Below are 16,939 nucleotides of genomic sequence, written 5' to 3'. Positions count from 1 at the left end.
CGGGCGACGGAGGGAGCGAGACATGAGGGAGTTGTTCCGAGGACAGCTCGACGACCTGGTCGAACGTCTCGGTGAGCTCGCGGCGGTCGCAGCCGAAGGGCTCGACCTGGCCACTCGCGCCCTGTTCGACACCGATCTCGACGCAGCCCAGGCCGCCCTCGATCTCGATGCACGGATCGCCGAACTCGACACCGACTGTTCCGAGCGAGCGGTACGGATCCTCGCCCTGCAGGGTCCCGTGGCCGCCGACCTGCGGTTGGTCTTCTCCGCGGTTCGTATCACGGGCGATCTCACCAGGATGGGCGAACTGAGCCTGCACATCGCGCGGGTCGTACGGCGTCGCCATCCCGAGTCGCTGGTGTCCGATCTCCTGCGCGACGATCTTCGCCGGATGGCCGAACTCGCCGCGCAGATCGTCGCGATCCTGCGCGACGCGTTCACCGACTTCGACCTCGAGACGATCAAGGGCACGCACGCCATCGAGACCGAACTCGATGCGGTGCACTCGCGACTGCTCACCCTGCTCGAGAGCCCCGAATGGGACGGCGACATCCGGACCGCGGTCGACACCGCACTCCTCGCGCGTTTCTACGGGCGTTTCGGCGACCAGGCCGTCGACGTCGCCGATCGGTTGATCTTCTTCGTCACGGGCCAGCGACCGGCCGCCTGACTTCGGCGCGCGGAGCGCCGCGAACCGTGCGATTCTCATCCTCATGACCAGCGACGAGCGCCTCTCGGTCGGCGGTCCTGGGGTGCCCGGGTTCGACGACCTCGACTTCGACGCCCTGTCGGCGCGGTCCGGTGCCAAGTGGGCACGGGCGGCCGCCGACGGGCTGGCACCCGCGTGGGTCGCCGACATGGATTTCCCGGTCGCACCGCCGATCGCACGTGCGCTGCACGAACTGGTCGACCGTAGCGATCTCGGCTATCCCGACTGGTTCGACGGCACGCCGCTGCGCGAGGAGTTCGCGCAACGCATGCACACGCGCTACGGATGGGAACCCGATCCCGGAGCCGTCCGCGAGCAGACGGATCTCATCCAGGCCCTGCAACTCGTGCTGCACCTGAGCACCACGCGCGGGGATGCGGTGGCGATCCAGACACCGAACTACCCGCCGTTCCTGGCATCACTGCGACGGATGGGTCTGCAGCAGATCGACTTTCCGTTCGTCGACCGAGGCGACGGGTGGGTGCTCGACTTCGACACGTTCGAGCCGTTGGTGGCACGGCGTCGCCCGCGGGTGCTGGTGCTCGTCAACCCGCACAACCCCACCGGACGGGTGCTCACGCGTGAGGAACTCGAACGGATCGCCGATCTCGCCGAACGGTTCGACATGCTCGTCGTCAGCGACGAGATCCATGCCGAGCTGATCTACGAACCGCACCGGCACATCCCGTTCGCCTCGCTCGGGCCGGAGACCGCTGCCCGCACGGTGACGCTCACCTCCGCCAGCAAGGCGTTCAACCTTGCGGGGATGCGGTGCGCGGTGGTGCACTACGGCTCCGAGACCCTGTTGAAGCGCCGGGACGCGGAGCCGTTCGACCTGTACGGGACGGTGTCGGTGCCGGGAGTGGTCGCGACGCTCGCCGCGTGGCGGGAGGGCGATGCGTGGCAGCGCGACCTGCTGCAGGTCCTCGACCGGAACCGTCGACGGGTGGACGAGGTTCTGCGCGAACGGATCCCGGACCTACGGCACCACCTGCCGCAGGGCACCTACCTGACGTGGTTGAACACCGGGCCGCTCGGCATCGACGATCCGGTGTCGACCGTCCGCGAGCGGGGACGTGTCCTCGCCGACGGTGGGGTGCGGTTCGGGTCGGGCGCACGCAACTTCCTGCGCATCAACTTCGCGACGTCGGGGCCGATCCTCGATCGGATCCTCGACGGGATCACCGACGCGCTCGGCGCCTGATCGTCGGCACACCCACTGTCACCACACCGCGTCGACCGGGGTGTTCGTGGACTCGAGCGTGTCGTTCGCGGCCGCGCATCCCGAGGTCGCCGAAGCGACCACGGCGCGTGAGGATTTGGCCGAGAAGTTCTGGTAGAGCAGCCCGAAGTTCTGCTCGACGTCGGCCTGGTTCGTCCCGCGGTCGCGCATCGAGTAGACGAAGACCTTCTGTACCCAGCCGAGCCGGCGGGCCTCCGCGATGCCGTCGGCGATGATGTCGGCCTGCCGTTGCGTGCTCACCGCGTTCGAGGCGGTTCCGGTGGGGGCGCCGAACTCGGTGGCCCACACCGGTGTCGCGGCGTCGCCGTACTGCACCATGGTGTCGCGCATCAGACGCATGCGGTAGAAGGTGTTCCAGCTCTGCGTGCTCGCATCGGACGGCAGTGCCGGATAACTGTAGGGGTGGACGGAGAGGATGTCGAAGTACTGGTGCGCCCCGCGCGCGTAGAGCTGCTGCACGTAGGTGACGGGGGAGATGTCGGAACCGTTGTCCACCGCGGGTGCGAGTCCGCCGTTGAGGATCCGGGCATTCGGTTGCACGGACTTGACGGCCGGAGCGGCCGCGGCGAGCAGCTCGACGTACTTGCCGACGTCGGGACGGGGCCGGAAGAAGTTGGTCAGGTTCGGTTCGTTCCAGATCTCCCAGTGCGTCACGCGGGTCGAATAGCGCTGTGCCGCCTGCCGGGCGAAACCGGCGAAGGCTGCCGGGTCGGCGGGGTATCCGTGAGTGTCGCCGCCGCCCGCGACGCGCGCCCAGGCCGGGGTGTACGCGACGATGCCGACCACCTCGAGTCCGCGGACCCGAGCGCGATCCACCACACGGTCGGGCACCGACCAGTTCTGTTGCCCGCGGTTCGGTTCGATCACCGACCAGTCGATGTCCACGCGCAGCCACCGGGCGCCGACGGCCCGGATCGCGTCGAGTTCGCGGTCGAGTTCGGAGTCCGACAGGTACATCAGCGGTGCGCCGGCCGCGATTCCGATGTCGTCGGTCGCGCAGGTGGTCGGCGGAGGGGGTTGTGGCGGTGGGGCGCACGCTGCGAGTGCGGCGAGGGAGCACGAGAGGGCTGTGGCCAGTGCGACGCGTGCGAGACGACCCATCGACTCTCCTGATGTATCATTCGGACAATTCAGACATCGGTCGTAACGCTGCGCCGCCGACCTGCGATTCTTGCGGTGGAGCGAGCGGCAGACCGACGCCGCGAATTCACTGTAACGAGCAGGGGGCCGGAAGATGTGGGATTCGTGGACCGAAGGTTCCGGTGCATGCGCACCGTGAATTTCGAGATCCACGACGAGACATCCGCAGTCCGGCTCTCCGCGGAATGGGACGACCTCGCCCAGGAGGTGGGTCGGCGCGTCGCGACCCGCCCCTCCTACGCACTGGCCTGGAATCGGATGGGGCGCGGCCGATCGGCCGTGTGCACCGTCCGGCGCGACGGGCGCCTCGTCGGACTCGCGCCCCTGCACGCCCGCACCCGTCTCGGGGTCACCGCTCTACGACTCCCGGCTCACGGCCTCGCCACGATAGGAACCTTCCTCGCGACCGACGAGGCCGCGCTCGCCGACCTGCTCGACGGCATCGCCGATCGGAACATGGCACTGCAGCTCGACCACGTCGATCTCACCGACCCTCTCGTCGAGATGCTGCATGCCTCGCCTCGCTGGAGCATCGACATCGCCGGAACCGAGCGGTGCCTGACCGTCGATGTCGCCACCGGTGCCGGCGCCGAATCGCTGCGTGGTCGACGCACACTGAGAACACTGTCCCGGCTCGAACGCTCGCTGGAACGCGAAGGCACCCCGGTCTCCGTCGAAGTGGTGCGCGATCCGGACCATCTCGCGCAGAGGTGGCGCGATATCGCCGCGGTCGCTGCGGCCGCCGACGCACACAGCGGGCGCGACAACTTCTGTGCGCCGCCGTTCACCGCGTTCACCCGGCCGCTGCTCGCCGCCGAGGCCCGTGCCGGTCGGTTGCTCGTCGTGGGTCTGCTCGTCGGCGACCGGTGGACGGCCCACGAGATCATGTTCCGCACCGGGACCACGGCCGAGATGTGGTTGAGCCGCTTCCATCCCGAGGCGCGCCGCTACCAGCCCGGCCAGTTGTTGCAGCGCCACCTCGCCGACCGGCACGACGAGCTGGGCATCGGCCGCTTCGACTACCTCCTCGGCACAACGAAATTCAAGGAGCAGTGGGCGAACGGTGACTACCGGGTGGGGCGGATCATCGCCGTCCCCGCCTCGCGACCGCACCACCGGTGGACCCTCCGCGCCGCAGATCTCGGAGCCGACCTCGTCCGTCCCCTGCGCCTGGCGGCGCGCGACGCCCTCACCTCGAGCCGCTGCTGATCAGAGACAACCGGAAGTGACCGCCGCCGTGCGCAGCACGTCCCAGGCAGGCTTGGCTGTCCCGTCGTGCGCGAGGACCCCGAAGTTCTGCTCGCGATCGGACACATCGGTGCCGCGGTCGAGGAGGCTGTAGACGAACAGCTTGTCGACGAATCCCAACGCGCGCTGCTCGGTGATCCCGTCGCGCAGGATGTCGGCCTGCTCCGTGGGCCCCACCGCGTCGGTGTCCGTGCCCGTCGGTGCCCCGAACTCCGTTGCCCAGATGGGCTTGTCGGAATCCCCCCGCTCGACCATGACGGTGCGCATCTCGCGCATGCGGTAGAAGGAATTCCACTCGGACGTCGACGCATCGGACGGCAGGGCCGGGTAGCTGTAGGGATGCATGCCCACGACGTCGAAGGCCCACGACACGCCCTCGTCGTACAACTCGGTGAGGAAGGTCGTCGGGGCGATGTCCGATCCGTTGTCGGTGCCGGGGGACAGGCCACCGGTGACGACCACTGCCCCGGGGTCGACGTTGTGGATCGCGTCCGACGCCGCCACGAGCAGGTCGGCGTACGCGCCGACGTCGGGTTGCGGGGTGAAGAAGGCCGTCAGGTTCGGCTCGTTCCAGATCTCCCAGTGCGTGACGCTGTCGGAATAGCGATCGGCGACGTCGCCTGCGAAGCGACCGAATTCGTCCGGGTCGGCGGGCATCCCGTGCGGGTCGCCGGGGTCGGCCTCCGACGTCCGCGCCCAGTGCGGAGTGTGGGTGAGCAGGCCCAGCACCTGCAGGTCGTGCGCGTCGGCTGCGGCGACGACCCGATCGGTGCCCCTCCAGTCGAAGCGGCCACGCGCGGGTTCGATGGTCGACCAGTCCACGTCGAACCGGATCCAGCCGGCGCCGCTGTCGGCGACCGTCGACATGTATGCGTCGAGGTCAGCGGAGTCGAGGGAGTCGAGGCCGGCTCCCGTCGCGACCCCGAGACTGTCGGCGGTCAGATCTGTTCGGCAGTCGCGTGGCTCGGTGCTCTGGGTGCACGACAGAGCGAACACACCGACAAGGGTGAGAACGGCGCGGAGCGGCATGGACCGCGACACGCGACGCGGCATCGACCGCGAAAGGGACACTGCAACCTCAACGAGACTTGACGAGACCGACGAGGCCGAGCCCGCCGGTGATGGGAAGGACATGGGTTCCGGCCAGAACACAGACAGCCGAGAGGACAGCGGTGACGGGCCAGGGAAGATCGTAGCGCTCCGCGAAGAGCGACATCCACACGGCCACCGCAACACCCAGCATCGCGATCGCGGCGGTCTGGGTGAAGGGGAACAGGCCCCCGATCCGGACGCTCCGGGCCACCACGATCCAGATCGCGACGAGCATCGCAGCCTCGGTGAGCACCGTCGCCAGCGCCGCCCCGTCGAACGACAGACGGGGGATGAGGACGAGGTTCGCACCGATGTTCCCGGCGAGTGCGGCCAGCGCCACCCACGGATAGACGCGGTGGCGCCCGGTCGCGATGAGCACCATGAGACCGAGTTCGGTGAGCATCGACAGCGCGCTGCCGAGCACCAGCATGCGCGAAGCACCGGCCGCCTCGGCGAACCGCTCGCCGTAAAGGAGGGCCAGCACACCGTCCGCCGACGACCAGAAGGCCGCGGTGGCGGTCGCGCCCAGCACCGCGAGGAGCATCGCCGCTTCCCGTGTGCGTTGCCGGAACATCTCGCTCTGCGCCGGCCAGGTCGCGACCAGCAGCGTGGTCACCGGTCCGACGACGGTCGACGACACCATCGACAGCAGGTCGGCGAACTTGTAACCGACGGTGTAGAGACCCACCGAGTCGAAGGTGTCCATCCGCCCGAGCATCAGCACGTCGATCTTCGACAGCAGGGTGAGCAGGGCGAAGCCGATGCTGAGGGGGATGGCCTCGACGAGTATCTCCCGCCACCGCCACAATTGGGCGCGCGCGGCGGGCAGGGGCCCGGCCCTGCCCGCTCGCACGCCGCGCACGAGGATGCCCGCGCCGACGATCTCGTTGATCACCGCCGGCACGACGAGCACGAGCAGCACCGGATTCCACAGCACCGCGGCGATGGTGGCGATCAGCTGCGCGAGCTGGCCGAAGGTCTCGGCGACCGCGACCGATGCCATGCGCAATCGACTCTGGTACATCACCGACAGGGCGTTGTTGGGCGTTGCGATCACCACGACGAGACCGGCGATCACTGTCGCCCAGACGACATCGGACGAGTATCCGAGCAGCAGCACGTACCCGACGGCCAGCGCGTACCCGAGCAGACCGAGCACAGCGCGCAACGCGATGAACGCGGTGGTGACGTAGGAGACCTCCCACGGATTGCACTCGACGAGCTTCGCGAGCACCACTCGGCCCACGCCGAGATCGGTGACGACGGACAGCAACCCGAGCAGGCCGAAGACGAAGGAGAACTTGCCGAAGTCGTCCGGTGCCAACGCGCGGGCGACGATCATCGAACCGGCCCAGCCCATCGAGGCGACGGCCAACCGGCTGCCGAGCATCACGACGGTGTTGCGTCGCGCGGCCCGCCCGTCGAGCTCCGGGGTCTGCGGTTCGTGGAGAGTACCGCCGGGGTCGTGCGCCGCGACGATCCGCTCCATCACGACGGTCTCGGCCATCCGGTCGGCCAGCGAATGTCTACCCACGCGACGACCTCGTCAGATTCTCAGGCCCGCGGTGCGGTAAGCCTCGCGCGTGAGTTCGGCGGTGCGCGTCCATGTCGAGGTCGCGGCGACCTCGCGTGCTCGGGTGCGCAGCGCCTCCGCGGTGTCGCGGTCGTGGACGACGACGCGCAGGGCCGCTGTCCACGACGTCACGGTGTGTTCGGTGACGAGCAGGGCTCCGTCGTCGACGACATCGGGCAGTGCACCGACGGCGCTCGTCACCACCGCCCCGCCGCACGCCATCGCCTCGAGCGGCGGCAACCCGAAGCCCTCGTAGCGCGAGGCGTACGCGACGGCGGTCGCCGCGGCGTACAACGAGGGGAGGTGGGCGGTGGGAACGTAACCGAGACCGATCGAACCGGCCGGTGCGTGGGGTCCGGTGGATCCGGCTCCGGCCAGCACCAGCGGGATGTCGAGGAGACGGCACGCGTCGGCGACGAGCGCGACGTCCTTGCGGGGTTCGACGGTGCCGACCTGCAGGACGAACCGTTCGGGCAGCCGGTACGCCCTGCGGATGTCCCGCATCTCCTCGGGGGCCGGAGGTTTCGCCCACACCGCGGGCGCGAGCGGAGTGACCACGGCCTCTCGGCCGCACAGCGCCAGGAGACGTTCGGCGGTGAAGTTGGAGACCGCGACGAGTACGTCGGCCCGTCGCATGGCATCGCGCAGCAGTGCACGCTCACCGGCGGCCCGGTGCCTGCTGAACGCCCACGGGGTGTCGAAGACGGCGAGATCGTGGAACGTCGAGACGGTGACACCGGAACACAGGACGGGCAGGTCGACGTCGAGGCTGTGGAACAGGTCGACCCCGCGGACGGGCACCTTCGCGTACAGCATCCGCCGCACCCCGTCGGCGACCGGTCGTACCGACGGGGTCACGCGAGGGGGCAGTTCTCCCGTGGCGTCGCACTGCACGGTTGCCCGCAACGCCGCCGAGGGGAGCAGGGGGTCGAGCGCGGTCAGCAGCTCGCGGACGTAGGTCTGGACTCCACTGCCGGACGGTCGGAGTGCGAGGGCGCCGAACCCGATGCGGTGAGCGAGCTTCGGCGAGGTGACCAGTGTTGCGTCAGTGCGCATCCGACAGTTCCTAACAGTAACCAGAAATAGACGTCGAGAGGGAAGATCTCGAGATAGGTCGCCACCGTGGAGGCGACCGCCGCCGCGACGATCGTGCCGCTCACCCCGAGTGCGAGTGCGGCGTCCTGTCCACTCAGCACCCGCGACGCACGCAGCGTCGAAACCGCGGCGCAGACGAGTACGAGGACGAACAGCCACACGCCGATCGGGCCGAGTTCCACGGCGAGCTTCATGTAGTAGTTGTCGGGCTGATAGGGCATGAACCCGAACTGCACGGACGCCGTGTACGACAGTTCGGACAGCATCGGGTTGCTCTGGGCCACCGTGTCGGCGGCAGCCGAGCCGGTTGCACCGAGACCCTGACCGAACGGGTGCACCCACAGCGACGACAGGGTCTGCGACCAGCCATCCCCGCGCTCACCGAGGCTCGACGAGGAGAACAACGGAGCGAGTATCGAACTCGGCACGGCGAAGAGGACGAGCGGTGCGAGCGCCGCGGCGGCGCCGAAGCCGAGGAACAGGGCGCGGTAGCGGTGGACCGCCAGCCACAACAGTGCGACGGCGAGACCGATGTAGCTGGCGCGCACGATCGTCACACCCATGCCGAGCACCATGATCGGTGTCGCGCACAGGAACAGTTTGTTGCGGAGCCGGTGCGGATCGGCGAAGGAGACCGAGCACCCCACGATCAGTCCGATCATCACGAACAGGCCGAAGGCGAAGGGTGTCGTGAACGTGCTGAAACTGCGCAGGATTCCGCCGCTGATGCGCAGATGCTCGTCCCAGCGGTAACCGAGTTCGGCGAGTCGCTCACCGCCGATCACCTGTTGCGCGAGTCCGACGACGGCGGTGACGGCCGTCGTGCCCATGAGGATCGACACCAGGTGGTCGCGGTCGCGGGCGTCGAACGGTGCACGCCACAGGATCACCGGGATGACGAGGTAGAAGTAGGTGATCTTGATGGCGATGATGCCGGCGAGCCCCGAGACGAGCAACGCCGACAGGACTCCGATCGCCACCCACGCGACCACGGCCGGCCACCACGGATAGGACGGTGCCGGCAGCCGCCGTCGGTAGGGGCTGACGAAGGTCGCGCCGAGGGTGAGGAGCAGCAGCCCCTCCTTCCACGGCGACAGTGATTCACCGCCGGGGACGATCGCGAGCAGGCCGTGGAACGGAGTGAGCGCGGCGATCGCCAGCAACCCGCGTTGGGGTCGCCGCCAGAGCAGCACTCCCAGCACGAGCACGACCGGAACGGCGAGCATCAACAGGGGAGTCATGAGACGTACTCGCCTGCAGCGGGATCCGCGGTGTGGGACCCGAAACGGGAGAGCACGGTCGAGGTGACCGCCGTGCGGAGGAACTCGCGCCCGTCCCGCTGCCGACCGCTGTGCTCACCGACCTCGCTGGTGAGGATGTCCCCGGTGAAGCCACGTCGGCGTACCCGGCGAAGTCCTTCTTCTCCGCGCTGGGTCAGGAACCACCGGTGGTCCTCGGCGGACAGAACGACCGTGGCCGACACACCCGCGCGACGCAGTGCCTCCAACCCGACCTCGGGAACCTGGGTCACGCCGAGTCGGCCGAGCAACAGCCACAACGGATAGGGCAGGTACTTCTGCGCCCACGGCTTGATGCGGGCACGCAAAGAGATCGTCTGCGGTTCCGCCGGAGCTGCGATCGCCGGAACGTCGGGTGCGTTCGGACCGAGATCGGCGCGCAACGACTTCCGGCGGTGGGTGCACCACAGGATCACGTTCACGAGCACGGCGGAATGTGCTGCACCCCGGAGGGCGACCCACGACGAGTACCACGCACCCGAACACAGGCCGATCACCACGAGGTCCTGCGGATCGATGCCGAGGGCGGCGACAGCATCGAGGGCGTCGCGGTCGGAGTCGTCGGAGTACAGCGGGGTGGGGGTCGCCCCGTGCGCCGTGCCGGTATCACCCACCCCGGTCCGGTCGAACCGGATCGTGGAGATGCCGTGCGAGGCGAACTCGCGCGCGAGCTCGACCCAGAGACGACTCGGGCCGAGCCGGTGCTCGTAGGCGGTGCCGAAGAACAACACCGTCGGGGTGGACCGGCGCGGGGCGCCGAACCCCTCGGTGTCGAACCGTTCGGGGTCGACACCGTGCGTGCGCAGCGCGAACATCTCGTTCGGGCCGAGATATTCGACGCTCTCGTGGATCGGTAGCCCGGAGTCGGTGGTCGCGACGACCGCGCGGTCGCGCTCGGGGAAGTGGACCTCGCGGGTGGCGGCCGGCGCGCCCGCGGCTACCCAATCGGAGATCCGGGTGAGCTGCTCGGTCGGGATCGCGGAGTGGAGTGTGCTGGGAGTGACGAAGGATTCGTGGGCGTCGAGGGAGAGCTCGTCACCGCCGAGTGCGGTGGCGAGCGCCGACACCGCGGCGGTCTCGCGGGCTGTGGGCCGGGTCGCGAGCAGGGTTCGTGTGCCGTTCAGCGACCTCGGATCGATCTTCAGGGCGCGGAGTGCGTCGGCGGCTTCGGGGGCGAGAACGCCGCCGACGATCGAGACCCGGGGGTCTTCGGGATCGTCGGCGCCGAGGGCGAGACGGTAGAGGGCGCGTTGTTCGCGCAACATCGCCCGGCCCGAGACGACGGGATCCCACAGCACGACGGCGTCGACCGGTCCGCACTCCGGCAGTGCCGTCGCCGCGATCAGTGCGCCGGCGCGCAGTCCGACGACGGTGATGTGCTCGGCGCCGCTCGCGCGGGCCGTCTCCACTGCGGTGACGACGCTGCGCTGCCATGCCGCGACCGCGTCGGGCGAATCCTGATCGCCGGCCGAGTCTCCGGTGCCCGTGTAGTCGAAGCGCACTGCCGCCAGTCCGCGCTCGGCGAGTTGCTCGGCGAGAGCCTTGACGCCTCGATAGGTGTCGAGGTGTTCCTTGCCGAGGGGTGGGCACAGCACCACCGCGCCGCGCGCGCGGCGGTCGGCGGGAAGGTGGACGTGCCCGAGGATCGGGGACGCAGGGTCGCCGAACCACGACGCGTGTCGCACATCCACTCCGTGACCTCCACTGTCGAGGGGGTGAAAGAGGGGGTGATTTCCCGACCCCGTCTCGGACCCTGAATCTTCTTGCCGTTCGGACGCATTCGTATCGAGGGATTGTGCCGACCCGTTACCTCTCGGCGTCGGCAGGGTCATAAAGTACCCTCCCGATCGGCTCGGGGTCTTCGGAGGGATGGCTGTGCCTGGAATCTTGGTGCACGAATGGATCGCGCGCGACGGAGGTTCGGAGAAGGTTCTCGACGAGTTCGTCCGCACCTTTCCCGAGGCCGACGTGCTGTGCCTGTGGGACGACGCCGACCGGTATCCGGGGCGGACGGTGCACGAGAGCGGTCTGGCGCGCACACCTCTGCGCAGGAGCAAGGCGCTGGCATTGTCGGCCATGCCGTACGTCTGGCGTCGCCGACCCGGTTCGTACGACTTCGCCCTGGTCAGCTCGCATTGTTTCGCCCACCACGTGACCTTCCGGGGCGCACCGAGCGGGTTCGAGAAGTTCGTCTACGTACACACTCCGGCGCGCTACCTGTGGAATCCGGAGCTCGACGATCGGGGTGCCTCGCTCGCGGTGCGGTGCGCGGCACCTCCGTTGCGGGCCCTCGATCGGCGTCGCGCGCGGGAGGGTGCACACTTCGCCGCGAACAGCGATTTCGTGCGTCGTCGCATCGAGCGGGCCTGGGATGTCGAGGCGCGTGTGATCTTCCCTCCCGTCGAGACGGCCCGCATCTCGTCGGTGCCCGACTGGCGTGACGAACTGTCCGCAGCCGAATCCGCCCTGCTGGAGGGACTTCCGGAGACCTTCGTGCTGGGGGCGTCGAGGTTCGTACCGTACAAGCGACTGGATTGGGTGATCCGTGCCGCCGACCTCGCCGGGGTGCCGGCGGTGATCGCGGGATCCGGACCGGAGGAGAGCCGGCTGCGGCAGCTCGCCGACGAGGCGACGGTACCGGTCCATGTGCTCGCGCGGCCGTCGGACGCCCTGCTCTACGCGCTCTACCAGCAGGCCCACGTCTACGTCTTTCCTGCGGTGGAGGACTTCGGGATCATGCCCGTCGAGGCGCGCGCGGCAGGGGCGCGTGTGGTCGTCAACGCGCTCGGAGGTGCTGGTGAGACGGTTGCCGAGGGGGTCGACGGGTTGTGTTTCCGCGAGGACAGGGTGGAGGCGGTCGCCGAGTGCATCGCCGCGATCGACGGTGTGCCGAAGGGGCGTAACGAGGCCGTCGCCGCGCTGTCCTCGGAGAACTTCCGGCAGCGCATCCGCGACTGGGTCGGGGAGGGGATCGGAACGGCGTGACTCACGTCATACTACCGACGAGTAGACGAACTCTTGTCGCCGGTTCGTCCCTGTTGTACCTTTCTCCCGGGTCGGGAGCCTGCTGATGGGGTTGATGGGGTTCGATGGGGGATCGTCATGGCTCACTGCCGCCGACCGAGCTGCGTTCGTCGCCGCTTCATGAATGTGTTCTTTGCTGAAGTAACTACGCGCACAAGTAATTCGAGTTACGCGTAGCTTCTTCGCTTCAGGGGCGGAATCGCCCACGTCACTGTGATCCGTTGCACTGGAACAGGATTCGCGTTCCTTGGAAAAAACGGACATAATCACCGAATCGTTCATCTGGCTGTCGGGGCCACTTCGCGTGGAGTAGGCAAGCAGGAGAAGCATGGGGATCGGACCCGAGTTGGCGCGCCGCAACGCGCCGACCCACGACACGAGCGATGGTCACGGAAGTGTCCCGCGCAGACAATGGCAGCGCACCTATCTCCGGTCGCTGGCGATCACCGACACGACGATCGTCGTCACGACCGTCGTCCTGGCGCAGGGGGCCGGGACGATGATCGGTGGACCGGTCGACCCGGGGTCCTCGGTGACCCAGGGACTCGCCTCGGCGATCGTGGTGGCCGGCCTGTGGCTTGCGATTCTGGCGCTCAACGGAACTCGCAAGAAGCCGATCGTGGGCAGCGGCGAGGAGGAGTACCGGCTCGTCACGAGGGCGACCCTGCAGACCTTCGGTCTGCTCGCGATCGCCTCGTTCCTCGTCGACTCGTTCGCCACCGACCTCGACACGATCCGGGTCTACCTGTTGCTGGCCATGCCGGTCGGCCTGGTCGTCCTGCCGCTCGGACGCCGCTGGTGCCGTCGTTCGATCGAACGACGTCGCGTACGGGGTGAGTTCCGGACCTCGGTGCTCGTCGTCGGCTCCGAACGCGCGGTGGACGCGATGGTCGGATCGTTCGTCCGCGACACCTCGGCCGGATACCGCGTCGTCGGTGTGTGCACCACCGGATACACGGGGGAGAGCGGGCGCACCATCACCGTCGCCGGTCAGGAGATCCCGGTACTCGGCGCGGAGACCGACGTGATCAACGCCGTCAAGCTCTCCGGGGCCGACACCGTCGCGATCGCTGCCGGAACCCATTGGGGCAACGGAGATATCGGCGAGCTCGCGTGGGAACTCGAGCCGTATCGCGTCGATCTCGTGGTGGCTCCCGGCGTCACCGACATCGCCCTGCCGCGACTGTCGATGCACCCCGTGGGCGGGCTGCCGTTCGTGCACGTCGAGGAGCCGCAGTACCGCGGGTCGCATCGGATCGCCAAGACGACCTTCGACCTCGTGTGCGCGGTCCTCGCCCTCACGATCGCGGCGCCGGCCATGTTCGTGGTCGCCGCGCTGATCAAGCTTCAGGACGGCGGCCCCGTCTTCTACCGGCAGGAACGCGTCGGCCTGGGCGGCACCGTCTTCCGGATGTGGAAGTTCCGGTCCATGGTCGTCGATGCCGACCGGATGGTCGATACGGTCCGCGCGCAGACCGGTCAGGAGGACGCGACCTTCTACAAGTCCGCCCGCGACCCGCGAATCACGCCGGTGGGACGGTTCATCCGCCGCACGAGCATCGACGAACTGCCGCAGCTGTTCAACGTCCTCGCCCGCGACATGAGTCTCGTGGGGCCGCGTCCCCTCGCGGTGGGTGAAGGCGAGAAGATTCCGGGCTTCGTTCCGCGCCGCATCCTCGTGCGACCCGGCATGACGGGATTGTGGCAGGTCTCCGGCCGATCCGATCTGTCCGAGGCCGACCGCATCCGCCTCGATCTGTTCTATGTGGCGAACTGGTCGATGGTGCAGGATCTGCTCATCGTCGTGAAGACGGTGCGGGCGGTGCTCGCGAGCGACGGCGCCTACTGACCCCACCGCAGTGCGGGGTTTCGTAGCCGGTGGGCAGGGAACCCTTCGACTTCGCCCTGGGATCTGCAGGAGGAGTCGAAGGTGAACACATCCGTGCGGGGTTTCCAACCCGACCCCGACGACATCCCGCTGATCACCTCCCTCGACCAGCTCGCCGACGTCGCGACGGATCCGTTGCTCTACCTGCGGTATTCGAAGGGTCCGGCGGCGGACGCCGAGGACGGGCCGAGTCGCGATCGCGAGGCGAACGTGACCCTGCCCGGGCTCGTCGCCACCACCCTCGCTCCGGAGCCGTGGTGGCGCCGGCCCGTCAAGGACTGGGTCGCCCGCCGTGTCTGCACGTGCACCGGGTCCGGTGAGGAGGACGGTCGGTTCGTCTGGATCCTCACGGGCAGGATGGTCGGGCGCGGTCCCGGCCACGAACCGTTGCTCGTCGACGTCCGGCCCCATGCCCGGCTCGGCAGGAATGTGCTCGACGAGGCCGAGAGGTGGTACGAGGAGCACTTCGACGTCGGCGGTGATTCGCGCAGGAGCGCCTGAACACCGTTCGCGCAGAACGCAGGAACCCCACCCCACCCCGCCACGTCGCGGGGTGGGCTTCCATCGTGATTCCGTCAGACCAGGTCACGCGGGATCCGGCGCTGCCAGCTCTCCGAGTGGACCCGTCGATCTCCGTGGTCGTCGTCGAGCTCGAAGGCGTCGAGCTCCGCGTTGATCACGAACTCCTCCGGGGTGGACGTGAGGATCGTGCGGGTACGGACCTCGGTGCGCCAGTCGTCCCGCTCGTAGCGGCGCAGGGTCTGCGTCTCGCCGCGCACGGAATTGGGATCGTTGCCTCCGAAACTGAACCACTCCTGGGTGCGACGTCGGATGACCGTGCCGGTCTCGTCGATCCGGAACGACCCCTGGTCGTCGAGGATGTCGAGGGTCGACACACCGGTCGCGAGGTCGCGGGTGGTCCGCCAGTGGTGTTCCCCCGGCTTCAGCAGGGTGATGCCGAGTTCCGGGGCGGCCTCCGGTTCGCCGAACTCGCGCAGGTGCGCGTCCTCGGGTCGGGGCGGGCGCACCGGCAGATGCAGCCCACCGCCGGTGTACACCGTGACCTCGGCGGGTGTCGGCGACGGCCACGCCAGTGGGAAGTAGGAGGTGGACAGCGAGAGCCGCAGACGATGCCCCGCGGGGAAGACGTGCGCCATGCCGTTGAGCTCGATCCGGATACGGTAGCGCCGTCCCGGCTCGAGGGCTTCCGGCTTCTCGCTGCTGTCGCGGTGCGTAAGATTGAGCAACCCGTAGGTCACGCGTGTCGCCTCACCGTTGGGCGCGACGTCGGACAACCGGGCGGCGAGCATCGCCACCGGCCTGTCCGACGAGACCTCAAGCTCCAACTCGGGTCGGCCGAGGACCTCTGTCGTCGTGTCGAGTGCCTCGGTCTCGAAGACGAGCGCACCGCCGTCCTCCTCGCGTTGGTCCGACGGCAGGTCGGGAGTCGCGGCATACGACGCCCATTTGCCGGCGAACATGCCGACACTCAAGGGGGATTGCAGAGCGAGGGGCCGTTCGTCGACGGTGAGGGTGCCGTCGTCGTCGGGATGCAGCGCGTACCGGTCGAAGGTGTAGCGACGGTTCTCGATGTTCGGCGACGGCCACGAGGGTTCGGCCACCCAGCGACCCGGGCGTTCGGAATAGGACGGGTTCGGCGCGATGGAGTCCTGCATCCAGGCACGCACCATCGGTTCGTCCATCACCCCGGTGTCGACGCCCTTGAGCCAATGGTCCCACCACCGCACGACCTCCTGCAGGAAGCCGATCTCCGGGCCGGGGACCCCCAGATGCGGGTACTTGTGGCCCCACGGTCCGATCAGTCCCTTGCGGGGCACGTCGAGATGTTCCATCAGCCGGAAGATGGCGTTGGTGTAGCCGTCGGCCCAGCCGCCCACGGCGAGGACCGGGCACTGCACGGAGGAGTAGTCCTCGTTGACGGAGGCGCGCTTCCAGTAGTCGTCGCGGTGCTGGTGTTCGAGCCACTTCTCGATCCACAGGCCGCTGCCCTCGAGACGCTCGTGCCACATCTCGCGCCAGCGGTCGCCGACGATGGCGGGATCGGGAGGCAGGCTGTTGAAGGCGAACATCACCGTCGCTTCGGACAGGTTGTCGGACAACAGACATCCACCCATGTAGTGCATGTTGTCGACGTACAGATCCTCGGTCGCGGAAGCACTGACGATGGCCTTCAGGGCGGGCGGCCGGCGTGCCGCGACCTGCAGGCTGTTGAAGCCACCCCACGAGATGCCCATCATGCCGACCGAACCGTCGCACCACGGCTGCGCCGCAATCCATTCGATGACCTCGCAGGCGTCGTCGTGCTCGTCGGCAAGGTACTCGTCGCGCAGCACGCCGTCGGAATCGCCGCTGCCACGCATGTCCACCCGCACGCAGGCGTAACCGTGGCCGGCCATGTAGGGATGGTTCAGCGCGTCACGTCCGCGCGTGGAATCCCGCTTCCGATACGGAATGTATTCCAGCACAGCAGGTACCGGATGTGCTTCGGCGTCGACGGGCAGCCAGATCCGCGCCGCGAGCCGAACGCCGTCGCGCATCGTGATGAAGACGTTCTCGATGACACGGACCTCATGGGGGAGGTCTGTGATCGTGCGCATGTAGTGCTCCT

13 protein-coding genes are annotated in these 16,939 nt (G+C 68.4%); 6 read left to right on the top strand and 7 right to left on the bottom strand.

Annotated elements, in window-relative coordinates:
* Nucleotides 1-22: 22 nt before the first annotated feature.
* Together U9J23_RS20275 and U9J23_RS20270 are read left to right on the top strand one after the other, a co-directional pair.
* Nucleotides 23-670 (top strand): phosphate signaling complex PhoU family protein, encoded by a 648-nt coding sequence (locus tag U9J23_RS20275; RefSeq protein WP_059383826.1) that lies wholly within the window; start codon nt 23-25, stop codon nt 668-670.
* A gap of 43 nt (nt 671-713) precedes the next feature.
* Entirely contained in the window at nt 714-1,913 is a 1,200-nt protein-coding gene (locus U9J23_RS20270; protein WP_059383827.1) for a MalY/PatB family protein, read from the top strand.
* A gap of 18 nt (nt 1,914-1,931) precedes the next feature.
* Here the strand turns inward: U9J23_RS20270 and U9J23_RS20265 are convergent, their stop codons facing one another.
* Nucleotides 1,932-3,053: a GH39 family glycosyl hydrolase gene (locus U9J23_RS20265; protein ID WP_059383828.1), complete on the bottom strand. Its 1,122-nt coding sequence runs from the start codon at nt 3,051-3,053 to the stop codon at nt 1,932-1,934.
* Nucleotides 3,054-3,218: 165 nt separating this feature from the next.
* On the opposite strand from U9J23_RS20265, the gene U9J23_RS20260 reads away from it, so the two are divergent.
* The gene (locus U9J23_RS20260; protein WP_059383829.1) at nt 3,219-4,301 is read left to right on the top strand and encodes a GNAT family N-acetyltransferase; all 1,083 of its coding nucleotides are present in this window, start codon (nt 3,219-3,221) and stop codon (nt 4,299-4,301) included.
* On the opposite strand, the gene U9J23_RS20255 is transcribed toward U9J23_RS20260, so the two are convergent.
* The 5 genes from U9J23_RS20255 to U9J23_RS20235 form a co-directional block, all read right to left on the bottom strand.
* On the bottom strand, nt 4,302-5,336 hold the full coding sequence (locus U9J23_RS20255; protein WP_229582789.1) for a glycoside hydrolase family 5 protein: 1,035 nt from the start codon (nt 5,334-5,336) through the stop codon (nt 4,302-4,304).
* Nucleotides 5,337-5,418: 82 nt separating this feature from the next.
* Nucleotides 5,419-6,966, bottom strand: coding sequence for a flippase (locus U9J23_RS20250; RefSeq protein WP_326600088.1), 1,548 nt, complete (start codon nt 6,964-6,966; stop codon nt 5,419-5,421).
* Between the two features lie 12 nt (nt 6,967-6,978).
* Nucleotides 6,979-8,061, bottom strand: coding sequence for a glycosyltransferase family 4 protein (locus U9J23_RS20245; RefSeq protein WP_059383832.1), 1,083 nt, complete (start codon nt 8,059-8,061; stop codon nt 6,979-6,981).
* Nucleotides 7,944-9,341, bottom strand: coding sequence for an O-antigen ligase family protein (locus U9J23_RS20240; RefSeq protein WP_080968365.1), 1,398 nt, complete (start codon nt 9,339-9,341; stop codon nt 7,944-7,946). The genes U9J23_RS20245 and U9J23_RS20240 overlap by 118 nt, the downstream gene beginning before the upstream one ends.
* Nucleotides 9,338-11,089, bottom strand: coding sequence for an alpha/beta fold hydrolase (locus U9J23_RS20235; protein ID WP_272268099.1), 1,752 nt, complete (start codon nt 11,087-11,089; stop codon nt 9,338-9,340). Before U9J23_RS20235 ends, U9J23_RS20240 begins: the two co-directional genes overlap by 4 nt.
* Nucleotides 11,090-11,267: 178 nt before the next feature.
* Here U9J23_RS20235 and U9J23_RS20230 point away from each other — a divergent pair, with 178 nt between their 5' ends.
* From U9J23_RS20230 to U9J23_RS20220, 3 genes are all read left to right on the top strand, one after another.
* Nucleotides 11,268-12,383 carry a glycosyltransferase gene (locus U9J23_RS20230; RefSeq protein ID WP_326600082.1) on the top strand — a complete coding sequence of 372 codons (1,116 nt, stop codon included), beginning with the start codon at nt 11,268-11,270 and terminating at the stop codon, nt 12,381-12,383.
* 367 nt (nt 12,384-12,750) lie between these two features.
* On the top strand, nt 12,751-14,271 hold the full coding sequence (locus tag U9J23_RS20225; protein WP_272268103.1) for a sugar transferase: 1,521 nt from the start codon (nt 12,751-12,753) through the stop codon (nt 14,269-14,271).
* An 81-nt stretch (nt 14,272-14,352) separates the two neighbouring features.
* A complete protein-coding gene (locus tag U9J23_RS20220; RefSeq protein WP_085469769.1) occupies nt 14,353-14,811 on the top strand; it encodes a DUF6098 family protein in 459 nt (152 codons plus the stop codon).
* A gap of 74 nt (nt 14,812-14,885) precedes the next feature.
* Here U9J23_RS20220 and U9J23_RS20215 read toward each other — a convergent pair whose 3' ends face one another.
* Nucleotides 14,886-16,928 carry a CocE/NonD family hydrolase gene (locus U9J23_RS20215; RefSeq protein ID WP_088897923.1) on the bottom strand — a complete coding sequence of 681 codons (2,043 nt, stop codon included), beginning with the start codon at nt 16,926-16,928 and terminating at the stop codon, nt 14,886-14,888.
* Between the last annotated feature and the right edge of the window lie 11 nt (nt 16,929-16,939).

Origin of the sequence: Rhodococcus sp. PD04, assembly GCF_035918275.1 — a bacterium.
Lineage (GTDB): Bacteria > Actinomycetota > Actinomycetes > Mycobacteriales > Mycobacteriaceae > Rhodococcus > Rhodococcus rhodochrous.
This window is presented reverse-complemented; position numbering and strand designations above follow the sequence as displayed.